24 protein-coding genes are annotated in these 20,092 nt (G+C 60.9%); 6 read left to right on the top strand and 18 right to left on the bottom strand.

What is annotated here, in order from left to right; translation table 11 throughout:
- Positions 1-743 precede the first annotated feature (743 nt).
- The 8 genes from WI754_RS20395 to WI754_RS20430 all read right to left on the bottom strand — a co-directional run bounded on the left by WI754_RS20395 (position 744) and on the right by WI754_RS20430 (position 9,335).
- Positions 744-1,214 (bottom strand): aminoacyl-tRNA deacylase, encoded by a 471-nt coding sequence (locus WI754_RS20395; RefSeq protein WP_349435266.1) that lies wholly within the window; start codon positions 1,212-1,214, stop codon positions 744-746.
- A 179-nt stretch (positions 1,215-1,393) separates the two neighbouring features.
- Entirely contained in the window at positions 1,394-2,833 is a 1,440-nt protein-coding gene (locus WI754_RS20400; protein ID WP_349435267.1) for an FAD-binding oxidoreductase, read from the bottom strand.
- A gap of 157 nt (positions 2,834-2,990) precedes the next feature.
- On the bottom strand, positions 2,991-3,752 hold the full coding sequence (locus WI754_RS20405) for an ABC transporter ATP-binding protein (protein ID WP_349435268.1): 762 nt from the start codon (positions 3,750-3,752) through the stop codon (positions 2,991-2,993).
- Positions 3,749-4,582: an ABC transporter ATP-binding protein gene (locus WI754_RS20410; RefSeq protein ID WP_349435270.1), complete on the bottom strand. Its 834-nt coding sequence runs from the start codon at positions 4,580-4,582 to the stop codon at positions 3,749-3,751. Before WI754_RS20410 ends, WI754_RS20405 begins: the two co-directional genes overlap by 4 nt.
- On the bottom strand, positions 4,579-5,511 hold the full coding sequence (locus tag WI754_RS20415) for an ABC transporter permease (RefSeq protein ID WP_349435272.1): 933 nt from the start codon (positions 5,509-5,511) through the stop codon (positions 4,579-4,581). Before WI754_RS20415 ends, WI754_RS20410 begins: the two co-directional genes overlap by 4 nt.
- Positions 5,508-6,575, bottom strand: a complete 1,068-nt coding sequence (locus WI754_RS20420) for an ABC transporter permease (protein WP_349435274.1) — start codon at positions 6,573-6,575, stop codon at positions 5,508-5,510. Before WI754_RS20420 ends, WI754_RS20415 begins: the two co-directional genes overlap by 4 nt.
- Before the next feature lie 14 nt (positions 6,576-6,589).
- Positions 6,590-8,233 (bottom strand): ABC transporter substrate-binding protein, encoded by a 1,644-nt coding sequence (locus tag WI754_RS20425; protein ID WP_349435275.1) that lies wholly within the window; start codon positions 8,231-8,233, stop codon positions 6,590-6,592.
- Between the two features lie 46 nt (positions 8,234-8,279).
- Positions 8,280-9,335, bottom strand: coding sequence for a dipeptidase (locus WI754_RS20430; protein WP_349435277.1), 1,056 nt, complete (start codon positions 9,333-9,335; stop codon positions 8,280-8,282).
- Between the two features lie 255 nt (positions 9,336-9,590).
- On the opposite strand from WI754_RS20430, the gene WI754_RS20435 reads away from it, so the two are divergent.
- Positions 9,591-10,727, top strand: a complete 1,137-nt coding sequence (locus WI754_RS20435) for a DUF4105 domain-containing protein (protein ID WP_349435279.1) — start codon at positions 9,591-9,593, stop codon at positions 10,725-10,727.
- Between the two features lie 40 nt (positions 10,728-10,767).
- Positions 10,768-11,787, top strand: coding sequence for a substrate-binding domain-containing protein (locus WI754_RS20440; protein ID WP_349435281.1), 1,020 nt, complete (start codon positions 10,768-10,770; stop codon positions 11,785-11,787).
- A gap of 2 nt (positions 11,788-11,789) precedes the next feature.
- Here WI754_RS20440 and WI754_RS20445 read toward each other — a convergent pair whose 3' ends face one another.
- The 4 genes from WI754_RS20445 to WI754_RS20460 all read right to left on the bottom strand — a co-directional run bounded on the left by WI754_RS20445 (position 11,790) and on the right by WI754_RS20460 (position 14,667).
- A complete protein-coding gene (locus WI754_RS20445) occupies positions 11,790-12,842 on the bottom strand; it encodes a Gfo/Idh/MocA family oxidoreductase (protein WP_349435282.1) in 1,053 nt (350 codons plus the stop codon).
- Positions 12,842-13,627 carry a ThuA domain-containing protein gene (locus tag WI754_RS20450; protein ID WP_349435283.1) on the bottom strand — a complete coding sequence of 262 codons (786 nt, stop codon included), beginning with the start codon at positions 13,625-13,627 and terminating at the stop codon, positions 12,842-12,844. The genes WI754_RS20445 and WI754_RS20450 overlap by 1 nt, the downstream gene beginning before the upstream one ends.
- A gap of 119 nt (positions 13,628-13,746) precedes the next feature.
- Entirely contained in the window at positions 13,747-14,088 is a 342-nt protein-coding gene (locus tag WI754_RS20455; protein ID WP_349435284.1) for an SMR family transporter, read from the bottom strand.
- A gap of 18 nt (positions 14,089-14,106) precedes the next feature.
- A complete protein-coding gene (locus WI754_RS20460; RefSeq protein WP_349437898.1) occupies positions 14,107-14,667 on the bottom strand; it encodes a TetR/AcrR family transcriptional regulator in 561 nt (186 codons plus the stop codon).
- 154 nt (positions 14,668-14,821) lie between these two features.
- Here WI754_RS20460 and WI754_RS20465 point away from each other — a divergent pair, with 154 nt between their 5' ends.
- Both WI754_RS20465 and WI754_RS20470 read left to right on the top strand, forming a co-directional pair.
- Positions 14,822-15,217 (top strand): group II truncated hemoglobin, encoded by a 396-nt coding sequence (locus tag WI754_RS20465; RefSeq protein WP_349435285.1) that lies wholly within the window; start codon positions 14,822-14,824, stop codon positions 15,215-15,217.
- A 3-nt stretch (positions 15,218-15,220) separates the two neighbouring features.
- The gene (locus tag WI754_RS20470; RefSeq protein WP_349435286.1) at positions 15,221-15,589 is read left to right on the top strand and encodes a DUF423 domain-containing protein; all 369 of its coding nucleotides are present in this window, start codon (positions 15,221-15,223) and stop codon (positions 15,587-15,589) included.
- Between the two features lie 9 nt (positions 15,590-15,598).
- Here the strand turns inward: WI754_RS20470 and WI754_RS20475 are convergent, their stop codons facing one another.
- From WI754_RS20475 to WI754_RS20500, 6 genes are all read right to left on the bottom strand, one after another.
- Positions 15,599-15,970, bottom strand: coding sequence for a VOC family protein (locus WI754_RS20475; RefSeq protein ID WP_349435287.1), 372 nt, complete (start codon positions 15,968-15,970; stop codon positions 15,599-15,601).
- The gene (locus tag WI754_RS20480; RefSeq protein WP_349435288.1) at positions 15,970-16,284 is read right to left on the bottom strand and encodes an antibiotic biosynthesis monooxygenase; all 315 of its coding nucleotides are present in this window, start codon (positions 16,282-16,284) and stop codon (positions 15,970-15,972) included. The genes WI754_RS20475 and WI754_RS20480 overlap by 1 nt, the downstream gene beginning before the upstream one ends.
- Before the next feature lie 10 nt (positions 16,285-16,294).
- Positions 16,295-16,564 carry a hypothetical protein gene (locus tag WI754_RS20485; protein WP_349435289.1) on the bottom strand — a complete coding sequence of 90 codons (270 nt, stop codon included), beginning with the start codon at positions 16,562-16,564 and terminating at the stop codon, positions 16,295-16,297.
- Positions 16,565-16,623: 59 nt separating this feature from the next.
- A complete protein-coding gene (locus WI754_RS20490; RefSeq protein ID WP_349435290.1) occupies positions 16,624-17,043 on the bottom strand; it encodes a DUF2325 domain-containing protein in 420 nt (139 codons plus the stop codon).
- Between the two features lie 186 nt (positions 17,044-17,229).
- A complete protein-coding gene (locus WI754_RS20495) occupies positions 17,230-18,150 on the bottom strand; it encodes an energy transducer TonB (protein WP_349435291.1) in 921 nt (306 codons plus the stop codon).
- 25 nt (positions 18,151-18,175) lie between these two features.
- Positions 18,176-18,613, bottom strand: coding sequence for a hypothetical protein (locus WI754_RS20500; RefSeq protein WP_349435292.1), 438 nt, complete (start codon positions 18,611-18,613; stop codon positions 18,176-18,178).
- Positions 18,614-18,842: 229 nt separating this feature from the next.
- Between WI754_RS20500 and WI754_RS20505 the strand changes: the two genes are divergently transcribed.
- Together WI754_RS20505 and WI754_RS20510 are read left to right on the top strand one after the other, a co-directional pair.
- Positions 18,843-19,016, top strand: a complete 174-nt coding sequence (locus WI754_RS20505) for a hemin uptake protein HemP (protein ID WP_349435293.1) — start codon at positions 18,843-18,845, stop codon at positions 19,014-19,016.
- Positions 19,017-19,025: 9 nt separating this feature from the next.
- Positions 19,026-20,081 carry a ChuX/HutX family heme-like substrate-binding protein gene (locus WI754_RS20510; protein WP_349435294.1) on the top strand — a complete coding sequence of 352 codons (1,056 nt, stop codon included), beginning with the start codon at positions 19,026-19,028 and terminating at the stop codon, positions 20,079-20,081.
- Positions 20,082-20,092 lie beyond the last annotated feature (11 nt).

A 20,092-nucleotide genomic window follows, 5' to 3' on the forward strand; every position in this document is an offset into this window, starting at 1 on the left:
GCGCTTTTTTTGGTCGTACAGCTTGTAGTGCCGCCGACGGCTTCGAGCCGCACGATCATTGCAGTGCTGGACGTATCACGTCCGTCGAGTTTTGCCAGCCGATCGTCCTGCCGCATGCCTAACTTGAAGACGGCCCTCATCCCTTTGTGTGAATAGTTGTCGCGCTCTGTTTATGAGATAATTGCGCGGACGCCGAGGGCAACCGCGAGGCGCTTGCATCTCAGCGTGAACGCTTTTCATCACAACGAAGCACAAACCAATTCCAGTGATTGGTGTAAGTTTGCTTATGAGGCGCGATCATGAGGATCTATGCGGCATTGCTTATCGGAGTCGCCATAGTGGTGTGCACCCCACATAGTCGGTACGTTAACTTGCCTGGATATGCCTACAAGACCGACCCGACTTGCAGGCGCACTCAATCGATCTCCAAGTTCGATAGGCACTGTGATTATCCGAGGCTTGGGTTTCCGGACTTCGTGCCGCCGATAATTGGAATCGTCGGAATTTGAGCTGAGGCGAGCGAAGTCTCCCGCCAATACCCGCGCATTGTTCCTTCCAGCTGATCGCCACCGTCCGCGATCCGATTGGTCTGTACAAGAAATTTGGACCCGCGAGTGCCACTTCGGGATACAGCGCCAGACAAGACACCGTGAATCCTGCACCTAACGGGCACGGCCCGGCCACCGCCGCAGACATCAACTCCGCGCCGGCAAAGCGGGGCGCGTGCCCCCAGGTCGTCCCATTTACGCCAGGTGGCTGAATCGGGCAACCTGCGCACCCTTCATTAGGCTGCGAAAGTTCGGTCCGCTCACATGCACCAATGTCTTGTGATCACCGCCCTCGAAATAGACGTCGCTGGCGTTGCCGAGGCTTTCGTCGAGGATCACCGGCACGTCGTAGGCCGATCCGATGGGCGGCACCGCCCCAGTGTCGCAATCGGCGAAAAGCGAGCAGACCTCCTCCTCCGAAGCGAGGCCAAGACGCCTGTTCATCACATCCTGCAATGTGGAGAGCTCGATCCGGTGGGTGCTCGGGACAACGGCTAGGACGTATCCCATTTCGTGATGCACGACCACGGATTTGGCCAACCTGTTGCCCGGGACATGAGCCGCTTGCGCCGTCTGGCTGGTTGTTGCCGTGCGGTGATGAGGGACGGTGTCATAGGCGATGCCCTCACCATCGATATAGTCCTGAAGTTTCCTTGCGATCGTCATCGTAGCCACCTCTCATGTTGCGTGGTGACGCGTGAAAACACATTTTCCTCTCATCACTTGCGAAGTCAACGATGAAGAGGCCGCCACCGATATGGGCCGCGGCTCGGTTCGATCGACGGGCAACCTCGATGCTACGCGTGCGGTGATCCATCTCGCTGACTAAGGTCAGCTGCGATCAATCACATCATCCGCCTCCCCTCCACCGGCCTGACATTCTGGTTCATGCGGAACAGGTTTTGCGGGTCATACTGGCGCTTGATCTCCGCAAGCCGTTTGTAGTTGTCGCCATAGGCCACCTCGACGCGGTCGACCTCGTCTTCGGGCATGAAGTTGATATAGGCCGTTCCCGCTGAATAGGGCGCTGCCGCGTCGAAGAGCTGGCGCGCCCAGCTGATGCATGGCGGGTCCATTGCCGGCTCGCGCCAGCGGGCATGAACATTCATGACGAAATGCGAATTCCGCTGTGGGAAGGCTGTAGCACTGGTGGCAACGCGGCCGACGGCACCGCCAAGGTGAGCGATGAATATCTCGCATTCCGGTCCGGGCAGCTTGCCGATCGCATCGATCAGGATCCTGATCGATGGGTCTGAAAGTGCGATGAAGTCATGGCTTTTCCAGTAGTTGCGGGCGCCGGGCGTCAGCAGCGGATCGAAGGCCTGCTGCCAGCCGGTAAACGGGTTGGGACCGACGACATCGGCAATCGGGTTGCCGATCGAGCGCAGTCGCTGCGTCGCCTTCTCGCCTTCCGCCATATCGCCGCAATAGCACATGGCGAGAACCAAGATCTCCTTGCCATGCCACTCCTGCGGAAGGAACGGCAGCGGTGGCGCCTGACGCATGACCACCCAGCAGGTAAGCTCGTCCGGCGCCGCTTCGAGAGCCTCCCGGTATTGCTGAAGAACCGTCTGCGCGTCGGCGAACGGATGCACCACGAGGCCCGAGAGGACCTGCGGGCCGAGTTCGTGGAGTTGGAACTCGAACGCCGTGACGATACCGAAATTCCCGCCGCCGCCCCTCAGAGCCCAGAACAGGTCCCCGTTTTCCGTCAGGCTTGCACGCACCAGTTCACCATTCGCCGTTACGACATCCGCCGAAACGAGGTTGTCGATCGTCAGGCCCAACTTGCGCGTGATCCAGCCGAAACCGCCGCCAAGCGTAAGGCCTGCGATGCCGGTCGTCGAGTTGATGCCGGTCGGCACCGCCAGCCCGAATGATTGGGTTTCCTTGTCGAGATCGGCGAGCGTCGCCCCCGGTTCGACCCATGCCCGCTTTGCCGCGACATCGACACGCACCGACTTCATCGGCGACAGGTCAATCATCATACCGCCATCACAGACCGCGTTGCCGGCAATGTTGTGCCCGCCACCGTGCACCGAAACGAGCAGCTTGTTGTCGGCTGCAAATCGCACCGCATTGACCACGTCGGACGCCCCGGCGCATTGCACGATCAGCGCCGGCCTGCGGTCGATCATCGCGTTCCAGATCGCCCGCGCCTGGTCATAAGAAACATCGCTTGCTTCCAGCACCTTGCCGCGCAGACCGGCCGCAAGCGCCTCTATGGCCGCCGCGCCGACCCATGTCTTTCCTGCTTGCAGATTCATGAGGCTCATATCGTTCATGATTCGCTCCTCCCAAGGTGAACCATGCCCCAGCAGGCGAAATATTGCGCCTTTCTAATGTACAGTGCAAGGCGCGGTTCGGGACACGTCGGGAGACCAGCTGAAATATGCTACAGGTGTTAGTATCGTCCGAGTAAGCGACGATCGGCTCCCAGCTTCACGCCGATGCCGCCGCTCGCACAAAGCCCTTGCTGGCGACCATTAGGTTCTTCGTGTAGGCCTCCCTGATCCGCCCCGCGACGAGGTCGCCGGACGACAGCCGCTCGACAACCTTGCCCGATTTCATCACCGCAAGGCGTTCGCACATGTGGGTGACGACGCCGAGGTCGTGACTGACCATGATGTAGGTGAGCCTGCGGTCGCGACGGACCTGTTCGAGCAGGTTGAGGACCTCGGCCTGTACCGAGGCATCGAGCGCGGATGTCGGCTCATCGAGGAGCATGACCTGCGGCTCGATGATAAGAGCGCGGGCAATGGCGATGCGCTGGCGCTGGCCGCCGGAGAGCTGGTGCGAATAGCGAAAGCGGAAGGACGAGCCGAGGCCGACTTCGTCGAGCGCACGCAGGATGCGGCGCTCCGCGTCCGGCACGCCATGAATGGCCAGAGGCTCCTGCAGCAGCCGATCAACCGTCTGGCGGGGATGCAATGAGCCATAGGGATCCTGGAAGACCATCTGGACTCGGCGGTAGAAGGCCTTGTCGCGACGCCGCGTATCCAGCGCCTTGCCATCGAGCAGGATCATTCCGCCGATCACAGGCGCAAGCCCCGCAATAGCCCGCAACAGCGTCGATTTTCCCGATCCGGATTCGCCGACGAGACCGAAGGATTCGCCAGATGCCACGTCGATGCTGACATTGTCCAGCGCCAGAAAATCGTCGTAGGAGACGGTCAGGTTTTCCGCCGAGATCGCCGCCGTCATGCCGCCCACTCCGGCTTGCGGTCGAGCACGGGCAACGGGTGTCGGTCGGTGCCGAGCGTCGGCATGCAGTTTAGCAGCCCCTGCGTGTAGGGATGTTTCGCGTTCGCTAGTTCGGCGGCCGCGATCTCCTCGACGATCCTTCCGGCATACATGACGATGACCCGGTCGCAAAAGGAAGAGACCAGCCGCAGATCATGGGAGATGAAGATCAACCCCATGCCGCGTTCGGAGACGAGCTTGTCGAGGATCCGGAGCACGTCGAGCTGGACCGTCACATCAAGCGCCGAGGTCGGCTCGTCGGCGATCAGCAGTTCGGGGCCTGCGATCAGCATCATGGCGATCATGGCGCGCTGTCCCATGCCGCCGGATACCTCATGCGGGTGCAGGTCGAAGACGCGTCCCGCATCGCGGATCTGCACCGCCTCCAGCATGGCGATCGCCCGGTCGCGGGCCTCGCGCCTGCTGACATTTTCATGGGTGCGCAACGTCTCGACGATCTGGCGGCCGATGCTCATCACCGGGTTCAGCGAATATTTCGGATCCTGCAGGATCATGGCGATGCGGCTGCCGCGCAGGCTGCGCCTGACCTTGCCGGGTGCCGTCAGCACGTCAATGCCGTCGAAGTTGAGCGTCTTCGCCGAAATGCGGGCATGCGCAGGCGTCAGCCCCATGATCGCCCTGCCTGTCTGCGATTTTCCTGATCCGCTTTCACCGACGATGCCAAGCCGTTCGCGCCCAAGCGTGAACGAGACGCCACGCACGGCCTCGATCAGCCCGGTACGGGTCGGAAACGAGACCCTGAGATCGTCGACCGTCAGCATCGGGTTCATTGGCCGCTCTCCCGCGGGTCGAGCGCGTCGCGCAGGCCATCACCCAGCAGGTTGAAGCCGAGGCTGACGACAAGGATGGCGATCCCGGGCATGGTAGCGACCCACCACTGGTCGAGAATGAAGCGCCTGCCGGCCGCGATCATGGCGCCCCATTCCGGCAGCGGCGGCTGCGCGCCGAGACCGAGGAAGCCAAGGCCGGCCGCCGTGAGGATGATACCGGCCATGTCGAGGGTGACACGAACGATCAGCGAGGAGACGCACATCGGCATGACGTGGCGCAGCACGATGCGGAACGGCGAGGCACCCATCAGCCGGACGGCAGCGATGTAATCGGAATTGCGGACCGTCAACGTCTCGGCGCGGGCGATGCGGGCATAGGGCGGCCAGGAGGTGATGGCGATCGCGATGATGGCGTTCTGAATGCCCGGGCCCATGGCGGCAACGAAAGCGAGCGCCAGAACCAGCTTCGGGAACGCCAGGAAGATATCGGTGATCCGCATCAAGACCGCATCGATCCAGCCGCCGGCATAACCGGAGACGGCACCCACCAGCAGGCCGATGGGGGCAGCGATGATCGCAACAAGAACGATGACAAGTAACGTCAGTCGCGATCCATGCAGCAGGCGGGAGAGGATGTCCCTGCCCTGATCGTCGGTGCCGAGCAGATAGCCTTCGCTCCCCGGCGGCAGCAGCCGTGCGCCGGCAAGATTGCCGATGACCGGCGAATGCGGCGCCAGCGCATCGGCGAAGATCGCAACCAGAATGAGCAACAGGATGATGCCGAGCCCGGCGACCGCCAGCCTGTTGGCTGAAAACTGCCGCCAGGTCATATAGGCTCGGCCGAGACGCGCCTGCAGACGCGATTGCGGCCGGTCGGACATCAGCCATTCGCGGCGGCTCATCGAACTGGACTGGCTGATCTCGCTCATCGCGCGCGCGTCCTCGGGTCAAGCGTCCGGTAGAGAAGGTCGGACAGGATATTGATAGCGATGAAGACAGAACCGATGACGATCGTGCCGCCCAGCACGGCGTTCATGTCGGCGTTCTGCAGCGAATTGGTGATGTAGAGACCAAGCCCCGGCCAGGCGAAAACCGTCTCAGTCAGCACCGAGCCTTCGAGCAAGCCGGCATAGGAGAGCGCAATCACCGTCACCAGTGGCACGGCGGCATTGCGCAGCGCATGCGCCCAGATGATGCGGGTTTCCGAAAGGCCCTTGGCACGGGCAGCGACGATATATTCCTGCGCCAATTCGTTCAGCATGAAGCTGCGGGTCATGCGGCTGATATAGGCCAGCGAGAAATAGCCGAGCAGGCTTGCCGGCAGAATGATGTGGCGGAAGACGTCGCGGAAAACGTCCCACTGCCCCTGCCAGAGCGAGTCGATGAGATAAAGCCCGGTCACCGGCGTAAAACTGTATTCATAGACGATATCGATGCGGCCGGGAAAGGCGACCCATTTCAGCCGGGCATAGAACAACAGCAGCGAAAGCAGCGCCAACCAGAAGATCGGCACGGAATAACCGACGAGGCCGATGACACGGACGATCTGGTCGGCGATCGAGCCGCGTTTGACGGCAGCCAGCACACCGAGCGGTACGCCCAAAAGGCTGCCGATGATCGTGCCCAGGGTCGCGAGTTCCAAGGTGGCGGGAAAGACGCGGCGGATGTCGGTCATGACGGGATTGGTGGTCAGGACCGACGTGCCGAAATTACCGGTCAGAGCGTCGCGGACATAGATATAGAACTGCTGGTAGAGGGGCTTGTTGAAGCCCAAAAGTTCCCGCGTCCGCTCGACGACATGGGCCGGCGCCCGGTCGCCTAGAATAGCGAGCACCGGATCGATCGGGATGACGCGGCCGATGAAGAAGGTCACGGCCAGCAGGCCGAGATAGGTCGTGACGATGATGACCAGGAAACGCAGCGCGTTTCCCGCCCAGCCATTGGCGCGGGCGCGTCTGCGCCCGGCCAGTTGTGTGGTTTCAGGAAGGGTCACCGGCCGTCCCCGGCCTATTCCTTGGAAACGGTGAAGACGTAATTGGTGTCGAAGCTCGGTCCGAGCTTGAAGCCCTTCAGATTGCCGCGATAGCCGGCGACCTCCGTCTGTTGGAAGATGATCACGAACGGGCTGTTTGCGAGCACCTTCTTCTGAAGATCCTTGTACATTTCGGCGCGCTTAGCGGCATCCTTCTCGAGCAGGGCAGCCTTGCTCTCATCCGTCCATTCCTTCGGCACGTCCCAGGTGTTGCGCCAGGCGAGCGTCTTCACCTTGCCTTCGTCGGAATTGTCCGGATTGACCGTGAAGGTCTCGGCATTCGAGTTCGGATCAAAGTAATCCTGCCCCCATTGGCCGATATAGATGTCGTGCGTGCGGGCGCGGTACTTGGTCAGCGTCTGCTTGCCGTCGCCGGGGATGATTTCCATCTTGATGTTGGCCTGGGCGAGCGTCTGTTGAATGGATTCGGCAATGCCGGTGATCGGTTGCGTGTTGCGCACGTCCATGGTCACCGAGAAGCCATCGGCAAGCCCTGCCTTGGCGAGCAGTTCCTTGGCCTTGGCGACATCGAGCTTGTAGGGGCTCTCATTGAGTTCGCCGAGAACGCCCTTCGGCAGGAAGGTCTGGTGGATCTCGCCGATGCCCTTGATCAAGGTCGAACCGATCGCGTCATAGTCGACCAGATATTTGAAGGCTTCCGCCACTTCCGGCTTGGCGAGATTCTGGTTCTTCTGGTTGAGGCTGAAATAGTAAACGGTGCCCTTTGGCGCGTTCGTCGTCTTCAAATCGCCGTTCTTCGAAACGGCGTCGAAGTCGCCCGGCTCGAGATTACGCGCTACATCGATGTCGCCGGCTTCCAGCGCAAGGCGCTGGCCGGAGCTTTCCTTCATGTGACGGTAGATGACGCGAGCAAGCGGTGCCTTGTCGCCGTAATAATTGTCGTTGCGCTCCATCACGACCACTTCGTTGGCGCGCCACTCACGCATCTTGAAGGCGCCGGAACCGGCGTAACCGGTCTTCAGCCATTCATTGCCGAAATCGTTGTCGTATTTGTATTCGTCGGACGGCGTGACGGCCTTGACATGTTCGAGAACCAGCTTCTTGTCGACCACCGATCCGACAGTTGCAGTAAGGCAGTTCAAGACGAAGCTCGGCGCATAGGCCTTGTCGACGGTGAAGACAAAGGTGCTTTCGTCGACCGCCTTCGCCTTTTCGGTGATGTTCTCACCCGTCAGACCAAACTGGGTAAGGATGAAGGCGGGGCTCTTGTCGAGCTTGACGACGCGCTCGAAGGAATAGGCGACGTCCTCGGCCGTCACAGGATTGCCGGAGGCGAATTTCAGGCCGGGCTTCAGCTTGAACGTATAGGTCAGGCCGTCATCCGAAACCGTCCAGCTTTCGGCAAGATCGCCAACGACCTTCGAGGTGTCGTTGAGGTCGAGCCGGACAAGATAGCTGTAGGTGTTGGCCGTGACTTCCGCCGTTGAGAGTTCGAAGGCTTCGCCCGGGTCCATGGTGATGATGTCGTCTATCGCCCAGCCCTCGACCAGGGTATCGGCCGGCGTCTCGGCGAAAGCGGGGGCGCCTACCATCAGGATCAGCGACAGGGCGGCGCCGGCGGTCAACATTCGGACATGCTTGTTCAGTGCGTGCATCATCGTTCCGTTCCCTCTTTTTTGAGCCCGTGCGGGCCTTTGTTTTCGGTCAAGCGGCTTCGTGCCAGGCTTGAGCCAAAACGCGTAGCCAGTTTTCCCGGCACAATTTCGTGAGTTCGGCATCACCATATCCGGCAGCCCTGAGGGCAGCAATCAGGTTCTGATTGCCTGCCGCGTCGCCGATTTCTTCCGGGATGGTCGCACCGTCGAAGTCCGATCCGAGCGCCACGCAATCAATGCCCATGCGCTCGACCATGTAGTCGACATGTCGGACCATGTCGGAGAGCGGCGTCCTGGCATTCTCCTGACCGTCGGGCCGCAGCATCGTGGTCGCATAGTTGAGCCCCGCCAATCCCTTGCTATCGCGGATCGCATCGAGTTGCCGGTCGGTGAGGTTGCGGGCGACGGTGGTCAGCGAATGCGCGTTGGAGTGGCTGGCAATCAGCGGCTGCTCGGTCGTTGCCGCCACGTCCCAGAAGCCCTTTTCAGTGATGTGGGCAAGGTCGATCGCCATGCCGAGGCGGTTGCATTCGCGCACCAGGTTGAAGCCGGCATCCGTCAGACCAAGCCCGGTATCCGGGCCCATGGGGAAGGCGAAGGGCACGCCGTGACCGAAGATATTATGACGGCTCCAGACCGGCCCGAGCGAGCGCAATCCGGCGGCGTAGAATGTTTCGAGGGCTGTGAGATCCGCCCCGATCGCCTCGCAGCCTTCCATATGCAGCACGGCGGCGAAGATGCCCTGCTGCATCGCAGCCCTGATGTCGGCCGTCGAGCGGCAGAGTTTCCATGCTCCGGCGCGATCCAGCCGCAAGGCGATGGCGGTGAATTCCAGCGCGATATCGAGAGAGGGCTGCCGATGCAGCGGCTCGGACAGCGGCGTGTTGTAATGGCCATTCCCGTCCGGCGTCTTCAGCACCAGATGCTCCGACGGAATATAGATTGCCGACAGACCGCCGGCAAGACCGCCCCGTTTGGCGCGGGGGCCGTCGATGTGGCCTTCACCCGTTCCGTTCACAAATTCATGAACCGGATCGGCGCCGTTCTTGGCATTGTTCCAAAGCCGCAGCAGCACATCATTGTGCCCGTCGAAAACCGCCTGCATTCAATAATTCCTGTCCTGCCTGATGTTCCAATGGGCGGACGCCCATTTTTGTCCAGTTGGTCAAGAACACGATGCTAGTGAATCGCACGGAGAATAACAATGTGGCATCGACAAAATTCAACACTCTGAAAATGCTGATGGAATAAAGACTTACACCACAGCAAACGGATTGCGATATGCAAGAAACAGCTAATTTTGAGATCCGAAAAACAGCCGGAATTCAAAATAGGGTGTCATGCTGCTCGAAAATCTGGCATGGGCTTGCTGTTCACAAACGGGGGTTTCAACGATGACCGCTGGTCTGCAGCTTCGGAACAACAAGGCGCCGCGTCGCGCGATCACTGGGGCACGATGACCGGGCAGCAAGAACGTCCCCGCTTTCACCTGCTCGGCGCCCTCCTGCGCGCCGTGTCAACGCTCGCCATTCTAGGCTTTGCCGCCTGGGGGGCGGTCGCCCTCTTCTATCAGGCTCCCGGCCCCTCGCCCGTCAGGCTCGCAACCGCGGCTCTATGGGTCGTTGTCTCGCTGGCAGTGCTCTTTGCCTATCTGCGCTGGCGCTCGCGGCTTGCCGCTCTGATCTATCCGGCGATGATTGCAGCGTTGCTCTTCTGGTGGGGCTCGATACCGGCCAGCAACGACCGCGACTGGGCCGACGAAGTCGGGCAGATCCCCGCGGGCGTGGTCAACGGTCCGGAAGTGACGCTCGCCAATGTGCGGAATTTCGACTGGCGGACATCGACCGACTACACGGTACATTGGGAAAACCGCACCTATGATCTCGACAAGATCGCCTCGGTCGATCTGCTTCTCTCTTATTGGTCGAGCCCGGCGATCGCCCATACGCTGGTCTCCTTCGGCTTCGAGGACGGCAATTTCGTCACCTTCTCGGTGGAAATCCGCAAGGAGAAGCATGAGAGCTTTTCGGAGATCGGCGGTTTCTTCAAGGAGTTCGAGACCAGCGTGATTGCCGCCGACGAGCGCGACATCATCAGGGTCCGCACCAATATCCGCAAGGAGGACGTCTATCTCTACCGCGTCAATATGCGCAAGCCCGCGATGCGCTCGCTGTTCATGGCCTATGTCGAGGAGGCGAACGGCCTCGTCGAAACACCGCGCTTCTACAACACGATAACGGCCAATTGTACGACGATCGTCTTTGCGATGGTCAGCCGCATCGTCCCCGGCCTGCCGATTGACTACCGGCTGCTGTTCTCGGGCTATCTGCCCGCCTATATCGTGGGCGTGAACGGCTTTGCGCCGGGCTTCACGCTTGAGCAGTTGCGCGCAGGGGGAGCAATCAGTGCACGGGCGCAAGCCGCGGATACGGCGCCGGATTTCTCCCGCCGGATCCGCGAAAATGTGCCGGGCATTGCCCCTTTGACGCAGCCATAAAGCAGCCTAAACTATTGCGGCAGACAACAGGAAATCCCGTATGAACCTCAAGGAGTTCGCAAGCCGGCTGGAGCTTTCGCAGACGACGGTCAGCCGCGCCCTCAGCGGTTATCCCGAGGTGAAGCAGGCGACCCGCGAACGCGTGCTGAAAGCCGCGCTCGAATATGGCTACCGGCCGAACACCAGCGCGCTCGGCCTTGCCACCGGCCGCGTCGGCGCGATCGGCATCGTCCTGAAGGGCGGCGGCGAGTTCGGGCCGCATACGAGCGAGTTCATGGGCGGACTGGGCGGGCGGCTGCAGCAGGAGGAGATCGACATCCTGGTCTCCACCGTCGATTCGCAAGAGGCAGAGTTGTCCACCTATCGGCGACTCGCCGCCAGCAAGCGCGTCGATGCCGTCATCCTGCATTCGCCCTTCCTCGACGATCCCCGTATTGCCCTCCTCACGTCGCTGCGCCTGCCCTTCCTCGTGCACGGGCGCACCAATACCGGCGGCAATTTCGGCTGGCTGGACATCGACAATTTCGGCGCGGTGCGTCAGGCGACCAGGCATCTGCTCGATCTCGGCCATCGCCGGATCGCGCTACTCAACGGCTATCGCGGCCGGATTTTCGCCGAGCACCGGCAGGAAGGCTACCAAACCGCGCTTGCCGAGCGTGGGGTTGCCATCGATCCGGCGCTGACAGGGCATAGCGAATTCACCGACGAGATGGGGTTCCGGCTGATGCAGGGCTTCCTGAAGCTTGACCGGAAGCCGACGGCGGTTGTTGCCGGCTCGATGATGTCGGCGCTTGGCGCGATGCGAGCCATCCGGATCGCGGGAATGAAGGTCGGCGACGACATTTCGCTGATCGCCCATGACGACGTCTTTCCGTATATCAGCCCTGACCACCTCGTCCCGACGCTATCGACGACGCGGTCCTCGATCCGCGCAGCCGGTGCGCGAATCGGCGAAATGGTGCTGGAGCTTCTGCAGGGAACACCAGCCGAAACCCTGCGGGAGGTCTGGCCGGTGGAACTGGTCATCCGCAACTCAACAGCCGCAGCGAAGCGGAACTGACGTCACACCGCGAGTTCACGACGCTCCTTCTCCGTGAGCAGGGCAAGATCGAGCACCTTCTGCAGATCGGCTGCGTGCCGGAAGCTCGGCTCCTGCGTTTTACCGGCCCTGATCGCATCGATGAAACGCTGGTAATTCGTCAGCACGGTTCCCGCGTCGATATCCTTCCAGAGACCCTTTTCGATGTCTTCGCCGAGGCATGCGCGAAGCGTCGATCCGTCTGGCGTGTGGATAACCTCGATCGCCCCCTTGTCGCCATGCATGCGCAGGCGCAACTCGTTGAGGTGCCCGGTCGCCCAGCGGCTGGCATGGATGACGCCCATGGCGCCATTGGCGAACTCGGCGGTCATGGTAAAGCTGTCATTGGCGTCGAGATCGTAGTCGCCGATCCGGTTGCCGGGCGCCTTGTCGAAGGTCTTCAGCCGCGCAAAAACCTGCTCGATGTCGCTCGCCGCGCCATAGCCGGCAAAATCGAGAATATGAATCCCGACGTCGCCGAGCACGCCGTTTGAGCCGTGTTTGGTCGAAAGCCGCCAGAGCCATTGCGATTCTGTCGCCCAGTCGCCCCAGGCCTTGGAGACCAGCCAACTTTGCAGATAGGAGGCCTCGATGTGGCGCACCTTGCCGATCTCGCCGGCGAGCACCATCTGGCGCGCCTTCTGGATTTCCGCGACGTTGCGGTAGGTCAGGTTGACCATCGTCACCAGACCGGACTTCTCCGCCGCCGCCGCCATCTCGTCGGCCTTGGCATAGTCCTCGGCCAGCGGCTTTTCACAGAGCACATGCTTGCCGGCGGCCAGAAGTTTCAGCGTCGTCGGATAGTGGATCTTGTCCGGCGTCACGTTGGCAACCGCATCGAACCCACCCCAGGCGATTGCCTCGTCGAGCGAGGTGAAGGTCTTCGTGATCTCGTGACGCAGCGCGAAGGCCTGCACCCGGACGAGATCGACATCGACCGCAGCAACGAGCTGCACACCCTTGATGGTCGCAAAATTCATGGCATGGGTGTTGGCCATGCCGCCGGTTCCAAGAATGAGAAGACGGATGGGCTTCATCACTTGTACCCCTGTTCGCCTGCCTGATGCAGCTTCGGCCCGCGCTCGACGATCGGCTCCAGCGCCTGTTCGACCGGCACGTTCGGCGCATCGTGGATGGCGCTGTAGGTGCCTTGGCGGTTGTAGGCCCACCGCACGGAATTGCGCAGCACCTTGTGGACGTTGGCATCGTGATAGGTCGGATAGGTCTCGTGGCCGGGGCGGAAATAGAAGATGTTGCCGGCGCCGCGCCGCCAGGTCAGGCCCGAGCGGAACACTTCGCCACCGGCGAACCAGGAGATGAACACCGTTTCGAGCGGCTCCGGCACGGAGAACTGCTCGCCGTACATTTCCTCGTTCTCGAGCACGAAATTCTCGTCCAGCCCCTCGGCGATCGGATGGCGCGGGTTGATGACCCAGACCCGCTCGCGCTCGCCCGCCTCGCGCCATTTCAGGGCGCAAGGGGTTCCCATCAGCCGCTTGAACGGCTTGGAGAAATGGCCGGAATGCAGCACGATCAGGCCCATGCCTTCCCAAACGCGCCTGGCGACGCGCTCGACGATCTCGTCGGCCACCGCGCCGTGATCCTTGTGGCCCCACCAGAGCAGGACATCGGTCTTTGCCAGGCGCTCGACGCTCAGGCCATGTTCCGGCTCCTGCAGGGTCGCCGTCGTCGCCTCAATGCCGACGTCGGCGTTGAGCGCCGCAGCGATCGTGTTGTGCATGCCGTTCGGGTAGATTTCCCGCACGACCGCGTTTGTCTGTTCGTGGATGTTTTCACCCCACACGACTGCCTTGATGGTCATGACCAATCCTCTTCCTCGTTTCATCGATCAGCGATCGATGAAATTGAAACCGCTTTCAATTTGAAGCGATAGAATCCACGAAGCGCTTTTGCAAGCGAAATTCCGAGGCCGAGAACAGTTTAGTGGAAGGTGGATTTGGAGAAGAGATTGAGCACGACAACCCCGGCGATGATCAGGCCAAGCCCCAGAACGGCAGCAAAATCAAGCTTCTGGCCGAATACAAGATAGCCGGCAAGCGAGATCAGCACGATGCCGAGCCCGCTCCAGATCGCATAGGCAATGCCGACAGGAATAACCTTCAGTGTATAGGAGAGGAAGTAGAAGGCGACGGCGTAGCAAACCACCATCACAAGCGTCGGGAGGAGCTTGGTGAAATGCTGGGCCGCCTGCATCGCCGACGTGCCAAGCACCTCGAAGACGATGGCGAGCACGAGCATGGCATAGAGCATGGTGGGGTTCATCTGGCGCTCCGACGACGGCTACTGCTGGGAAAGATTGATCAGCTGCGCCCGCATCACCTGGCGCGTTGCCGAATCGATATCGTGGCTCTTGAGTAGATCCGCCAGCCACAGACCATCGGCGGCAAGCCGCGCAAGCAGGCATCCGGCCGAAGAATCGGTGCCGACATATTCGTCGGCGCGATCCGCCACCCATTGCCGCCAGCGCTCCCGCAATTGCGGCTCGGACAGTAGCGCGATGGTCAGCACCTGCCAGCCCTGCGCATCGACCTCGTCCTGCAGCGCAAAGACACAGGATAGATAGGCGCGCGTAAAGCGGCCATGCGCAACGGCATCATTGCGCATTTCCTCGGCGATCGTCCGGTCGAGCTTGCCGGTCAGATCGTCGAACAATCCATCCAGCAGCGCCATCTTGTTGGGGAAGTGATGCAGCAATCCACCCTTGCTGACGCCTGCTGCCTGCGACACCGCATCCAGCGTCACGCCCGCCGCGCCCTGCTCCAGAGACAGGCGCGCGGCGACCTCCAGCAATTGCTGGCGAACGCGTTCGGGTTGTTTCCGGCGATGATGAGCTATAGACATGGCCATATAAGATACCGTCTGGACGGTTTGTCAAGAAAATTCATGGACCCCGCCTCGAGGCGCGATCAATCGCCGCAACGCTCATGCTGTCGCGAAAACCATTGGAACGGAAAAGTTCGTCACGCTACAAGTGACAACAATCAAGGACAGTGTGATGACGGACGCGCAGACGGAAACACTTTACAATGCGATCGGTGGTGACGGCACGGTGCGGGCGCTGACACATCGCTTTTACGAGCTGATGGAAACGCTGCCGCAAGCGGCCCGCTGCCGCGCCGTGCATCCGGCCGATCTCTCCGGCAGCGAAGAGAAATTCTACGAATATCTGACCGGCTGGCTGGGCGGACCGCCGCTTTATACCGACAAGCGCGGCCACCCCAGGCTGAGAAGCCGCCATTTCGGCGCGGCGATCGGTTCACAGGAGCGCGACGAGTGGCTGCTCTGTTTCACCCAGGCACTGGAGGAAACAGTCTCGCATCCGCAGTTGCGGTCGATCATCCTGGAGCCGGTGACGCGGCTTGCTCACCATATGCAGAACAAGGACGAATAGACCATGCAGAACGGCCAGTTGCGACCGGCAATCCTCTTTGTTGCCGGACTGATGGGACTGTTTGGCGTCGTCAGCGCCGCTGCCGCGTCGCATGGGGCCGATCCACGCCTGCTCGGCGGCGCCTCGGCGATGTGCCTGGCGCACGCCCCTGCCCTCGTCGCTCTCTATGCCGCCTGGCCGGTGATGCGGACGGCGGCGCTCGCCGCACTCCTGCTTTCAGCCGGCACGGCCCTGTTTGCCGCCGATCTCACCGCCCGGCATTTCCTCGGCCACGGCCTGTTTCCGATGTCGGCACCAACGGGCGGCGTGCTGATGATGCTTGGCTGGCTGGCGGTCTCGGCCGGCGCGTTCTTCAAGCGCACGGAAATTTAGTCCCGTCGCTTAGTCACGCGGGATCCGGCCGAACCGCAAAAGGTTCCCATGCGGATCGTGGATATAAAACTCTTCCATGTTCCAGGGGCGCAGGGCCATCTCACTCAGGCGGTCAACACCCCTTGCGGCGAATTCGCGATGGAGATCGGCGATGCCACCCCCGCGCAGATAGACGGAGGTCTTCTCGCACAGGCTACGGTCGTCGATCAGCCAGAAATGCAGTTCCATGCCGTCGCGGCGCAGGATGAGGTAGTCCTCCGTCTCATAAACAAGCGTGCCGAATCCTAGCTTGTCCCGATAGAAGGACAACGTTTCGGGGATGTTCAACGACGGCAGGACCGGCAGAACCTCGATACGGTCATCGTCTTCAATCTCGGTCATCAAGCGCCCTCGACGACGGAGAACCCTTCGAATTTCGGCGGCCCGAGATACATCGCCCGGTTATCGGCAGCGCTCTTGTGCGCCGCGCGAAAATTTTCCGATTTGGTCCAGGCGGCAAAGGCGTCGCGGCTTTCCCAAATCGAGCTCGAGACGAACAGCGTATAGCCTTCCTCGGCAACGGTTTCGCCGCGCAGCAGCCGGAACTCCTTGAAACCCGGCACTTCGGCGAGGCTGGAATCGCGGCCTTTCCAGACAGTTTCGAAAGCCTCTTCGTGACCGACTGCAATTTTGAACCTGTTCATGGCAAAATACATGCTACACCCCTCAAGCCCTGTCCTTGGTGCGCGCGGCAACGGCCGCACGCGACGGAAACGGCAGGATATTGTCCCCGCGCTCAGGTGCAACCCCGAATGCATTGCGAGCTGGCCGACGCGACTGCCGGGCGGGAAACTCCGTGACGTTCGGATTGTCTTCAACAATCTGCGCTCGGCGCGACAGCAGTTCGTAAAGTTCCGGAACCAGCCCATCGCCGATCTGCGATGCCAGCTTGTGCAGGCCGATCATCGTAAACTGATCGGGACGCTCGTTTTTCATCATCATCTCCGCGGAATCCGGACACGCGAAACCGCGCCGGGAAAATCGTCCTGTGGCGATCAGCCGGCGTTGTTTCGGCTCGCCTTCAGATCCAGAAACGCCCGCTCCAGGCTCGACTTGCTGCCGTTGCGGAGCGGCACGAATGCCTTGCCCCACTTCTTGCAGCCGGTCTTTACCCTGAGGCACGCATCATGGCTGATACAGTCGATGGGGCAAAACACACAGTCGACCGACGGAAGGATATTGTCGATGCGGGAAACCGCCTCGCGCAGCCCGCCATCATGATGGATCAGCTCGGCACCATGGGAGCTGGCGATCTGGCGCAAATGCGCCACCTGGCAATCACGACCGCCGACATAGAGGAAGCTGCGCCCCTCAAGCTGCGATTTCTGCGCGCCGGCGGAGGACTGTGCATTCCGCGCTTCGGCCTCCCGGCCCTGCTTCTGCTTCGGCTTGAGCTGATGCCGTTTGTCACCCATGTCAGTCTCCGCTTTGTTTCGGAATCGCCGTCCGGCTGGTTGTGGGTGAACCCTATTTAACCTGATAAAAAGAGTAAAGTATAAAGATGACTATTTTTGTCATATTTTTAATTGCGACGCTCCACCTTCTCGCCTCGTCGTCCCGCATGCCACAATTCGGGCGCCAGGCGCCTGCCGGCGACGTAGCTACCTGCCAAACTGCAACGGGATGTTGAAAGCCCAACTGCCACGGTTAGCGGCGTCCGGAATTTTCGGAAACGGCTCCGCCCCGCGAACAGCATCCAACGCGGCCTCGTCGAGAACGGGTGAACCGGAGCTTTTTGAGATTCTCACATTGCTGACCCCGCCATTGGCCAAGATGGTGAAACTCACTTGAACGGTACCCTTGATACCTGCGCGATCTGCTGCCTTGGGATAGCGGAAATGGCGCTGCACCTTTGACCGAACCTTGCCCTTGTAGTTGCTCTCAGCCGCATTCCCGAGCGCTTGCGATTTGGCGCCCTCCTTGCCGCTACTGGAACTCGCGACAGCGTTCTCGACTCCATCTGCCTGTCCCTTATTCAGGGGTTCCATCTGCTTGCCAGCGTCCCCCGCCCTTTTCTTGACAGATTTCTTCTTCGGCCTTTCCTTCTCAGGCTCTTTCTTCGGTTCCGGCTTCTTTTCCGGCTCCGGCTTTACAATCTCTTCCGGCTTCTCTTCTGGAACCACCGTTTCCGCCGGCGCCACCGTTGCCGTAATTTCCGGCTGTGCCGCCACGACCGGCGAGATTTCTTCTGCGGGAAGAATCACATCGGCCTCGGTCGGCACGATGTCGCTCGGGGTCTCGGCCGTGATCTCGGACAGGATCGGCGGTACTTCCGCCACCTCGAAGGGCGTTGGCTCGACCTCTTCGGGTTCAACTTCCTCCGGCTCCACCGCTTCTGTGGGATCGCCCGCCTGGATCATTTCCTCGAAGGCATTGCCGAGGACCGCCACTTCCATGGCCTCGCCGCCTGCGACCATCGCCTGCTCCGGCGGTTTTTCGCCGGGCTCGAACAGCTTGGCAGCACCTGCGTGCGCCAGCAGCGAGAGGACGATCGCCCCGGTCCATTTTACCGTATTGTTCATCACAGATACCGATGAGAAAACCGCATCAGCCCTTCAGCTCGACGGACGACCTGGATCCGGTCTTCAACACCTTCATGCATGCGTCCTTGGCGACACCCTCGCCGTCACAGACCGGAGCATCGTTGATCAAGAGGCTCTTCACTGCCTCGCATTTCGTTCCCGAAAGGTCGAACTGGCGGACCTTGGTCTTGCCGGCTGGCAGATCGCGGAAATCGAGAACCGCCATCCGCTCAACCAGTCCTTTTTCATCGAAGAGCACGAATTCGAAGGAGACCTTGGAAAGCGATTGCGGCAGGCCATTGCCGGCCACGAATGTCAGCTTGCAGCCCTTGTCGGACGACGCCAGATCATTGATCTCGACCGTCAGATTGCCGGGCGTCCCCGCATCCTGAGCCAGAGCGGCCGTGCCCGGATAGACGGCAGCGAACAGGGCCAAGGGCAGCAGTCGATCGAATTTCATCATTGTCTATCCACTCTCTGAGCTGGTGTCGTGGGCGCGGATGAAAACCGTTCGGACGGCTTCACCGCCGGCACGTGATTTCCGCCCGGCAAATTAAACTTGACTACAAAAATCCTGTATTGCGTCCATAATAAAAGATGAGTAATGAAGTCAAGATACTAATCGCAATGACCCGGCTTGAGAAGGGGAGCAATCCCCGGTTTTCGGCCGCCATGATCAGGACAAGAAGCCTGTGACACCGAACAATCCAGATGCCGTATCGGCTTCCTTGCCGGCCAGCCAGACGCAGCGCGTCATTGACAGCCGCGATCTCTTTCGTGGCGGAAACGAAATCCTGATCTCGCATGACGGCGCCATCTACCGCATGAAAATTACCCGCCAGGGCAAACTTATCCTGAACAAATAGGCCATTCACATGACCCAAACGACCCGTCCGACCCCGTCTGAAATTCGCGCCTACCGGGCAGCCAACCCCAAGATGCGCGAACGCGATATCGCCGCTCAGCTGGGCATTTCGGAAGCAGCCCTCGTCGCCGCCGAATGTGGGCTGACCGCTGTTCGCATCGACGGGGACGTCAACCGTTTCCTCGAGCGCGCCGCCGAACTCGGCGAAGTCATGGCGCTGACCCGCAACGAAAGCGCGGTGCACGAGAAGATCGGCGTGTTCGAGAACATCACCCCCGGCAAACATGCCTCGATCGTGCTCGGCGAGAACATCGATCTGCGCATTTTCCCGGGCGCCTGGGCACACGGCTTTGCGGTGACGAAAACCGATGGCGACGCGGTGCGCCGCAGCCTGCAGTTCTTCGACAAGCAGGGAACCGCCGTCCACAAGGTGCATATGCGCTCCGCCTCGAACCTGAGCGAATACCAGAACATCGTCGAAGCCTTCAGGCTGGAAGACCAATCACAGGAATTCGTTGGCGAGGCCGCCGTTGACAGCATCGAAGGCGAGCTCGAACAGGTGGATGTTGCCGTGCTGCGCAACGAATGGAGCAGGATGACCGACACCCATCAGTTCCACGGCCTCTTGCGCAAGCTGAAGCTCGGCCGCCGGCAGGCGCTGCAGTCGATCGGCGAGGATTTCGCCTGGAAACTGCAGCCGGAAGCCGTGGAAGAGATGATGCGCGAATCCGCCAGGGTCGAGTTGCCGATCATGTGTTTCGTCGGCAATCACGGCACTATCCAGATCCACTCCGGACCACTCGCCAACATCGAGACGATGGGTCCGTGGCTCAACATCATGGACCCGACCTTCCACCTGCACTTGCGCAGGGATCATCTCGCCGAAATCTGGGCTGTTCGTAAACCGACGGCCGACGGCCATGTCACCTCGCTGGAAGCGCTCGACGCCAAGGGCGAAATGGTCATCCAGTTCTTCGGCAAGCGCAAGGAAGGCTTCGCCGAGCGCCCGGAATGGCGCTCAATCATGGAAAACCTCGCCCGGCTCGACATCACCGCGGCAGCCTGAAGGAGCTGGCC

Source organism: Pararhizobium sp. A13, assembly GCF_040126305.1.
In the GTDB taxonomy this organism is placed as follows: Bacteria; Pseudomonadota; Alphaproteobacteria; order Rhizobiales; family Rhizobiaceae; genus Pararhizobium.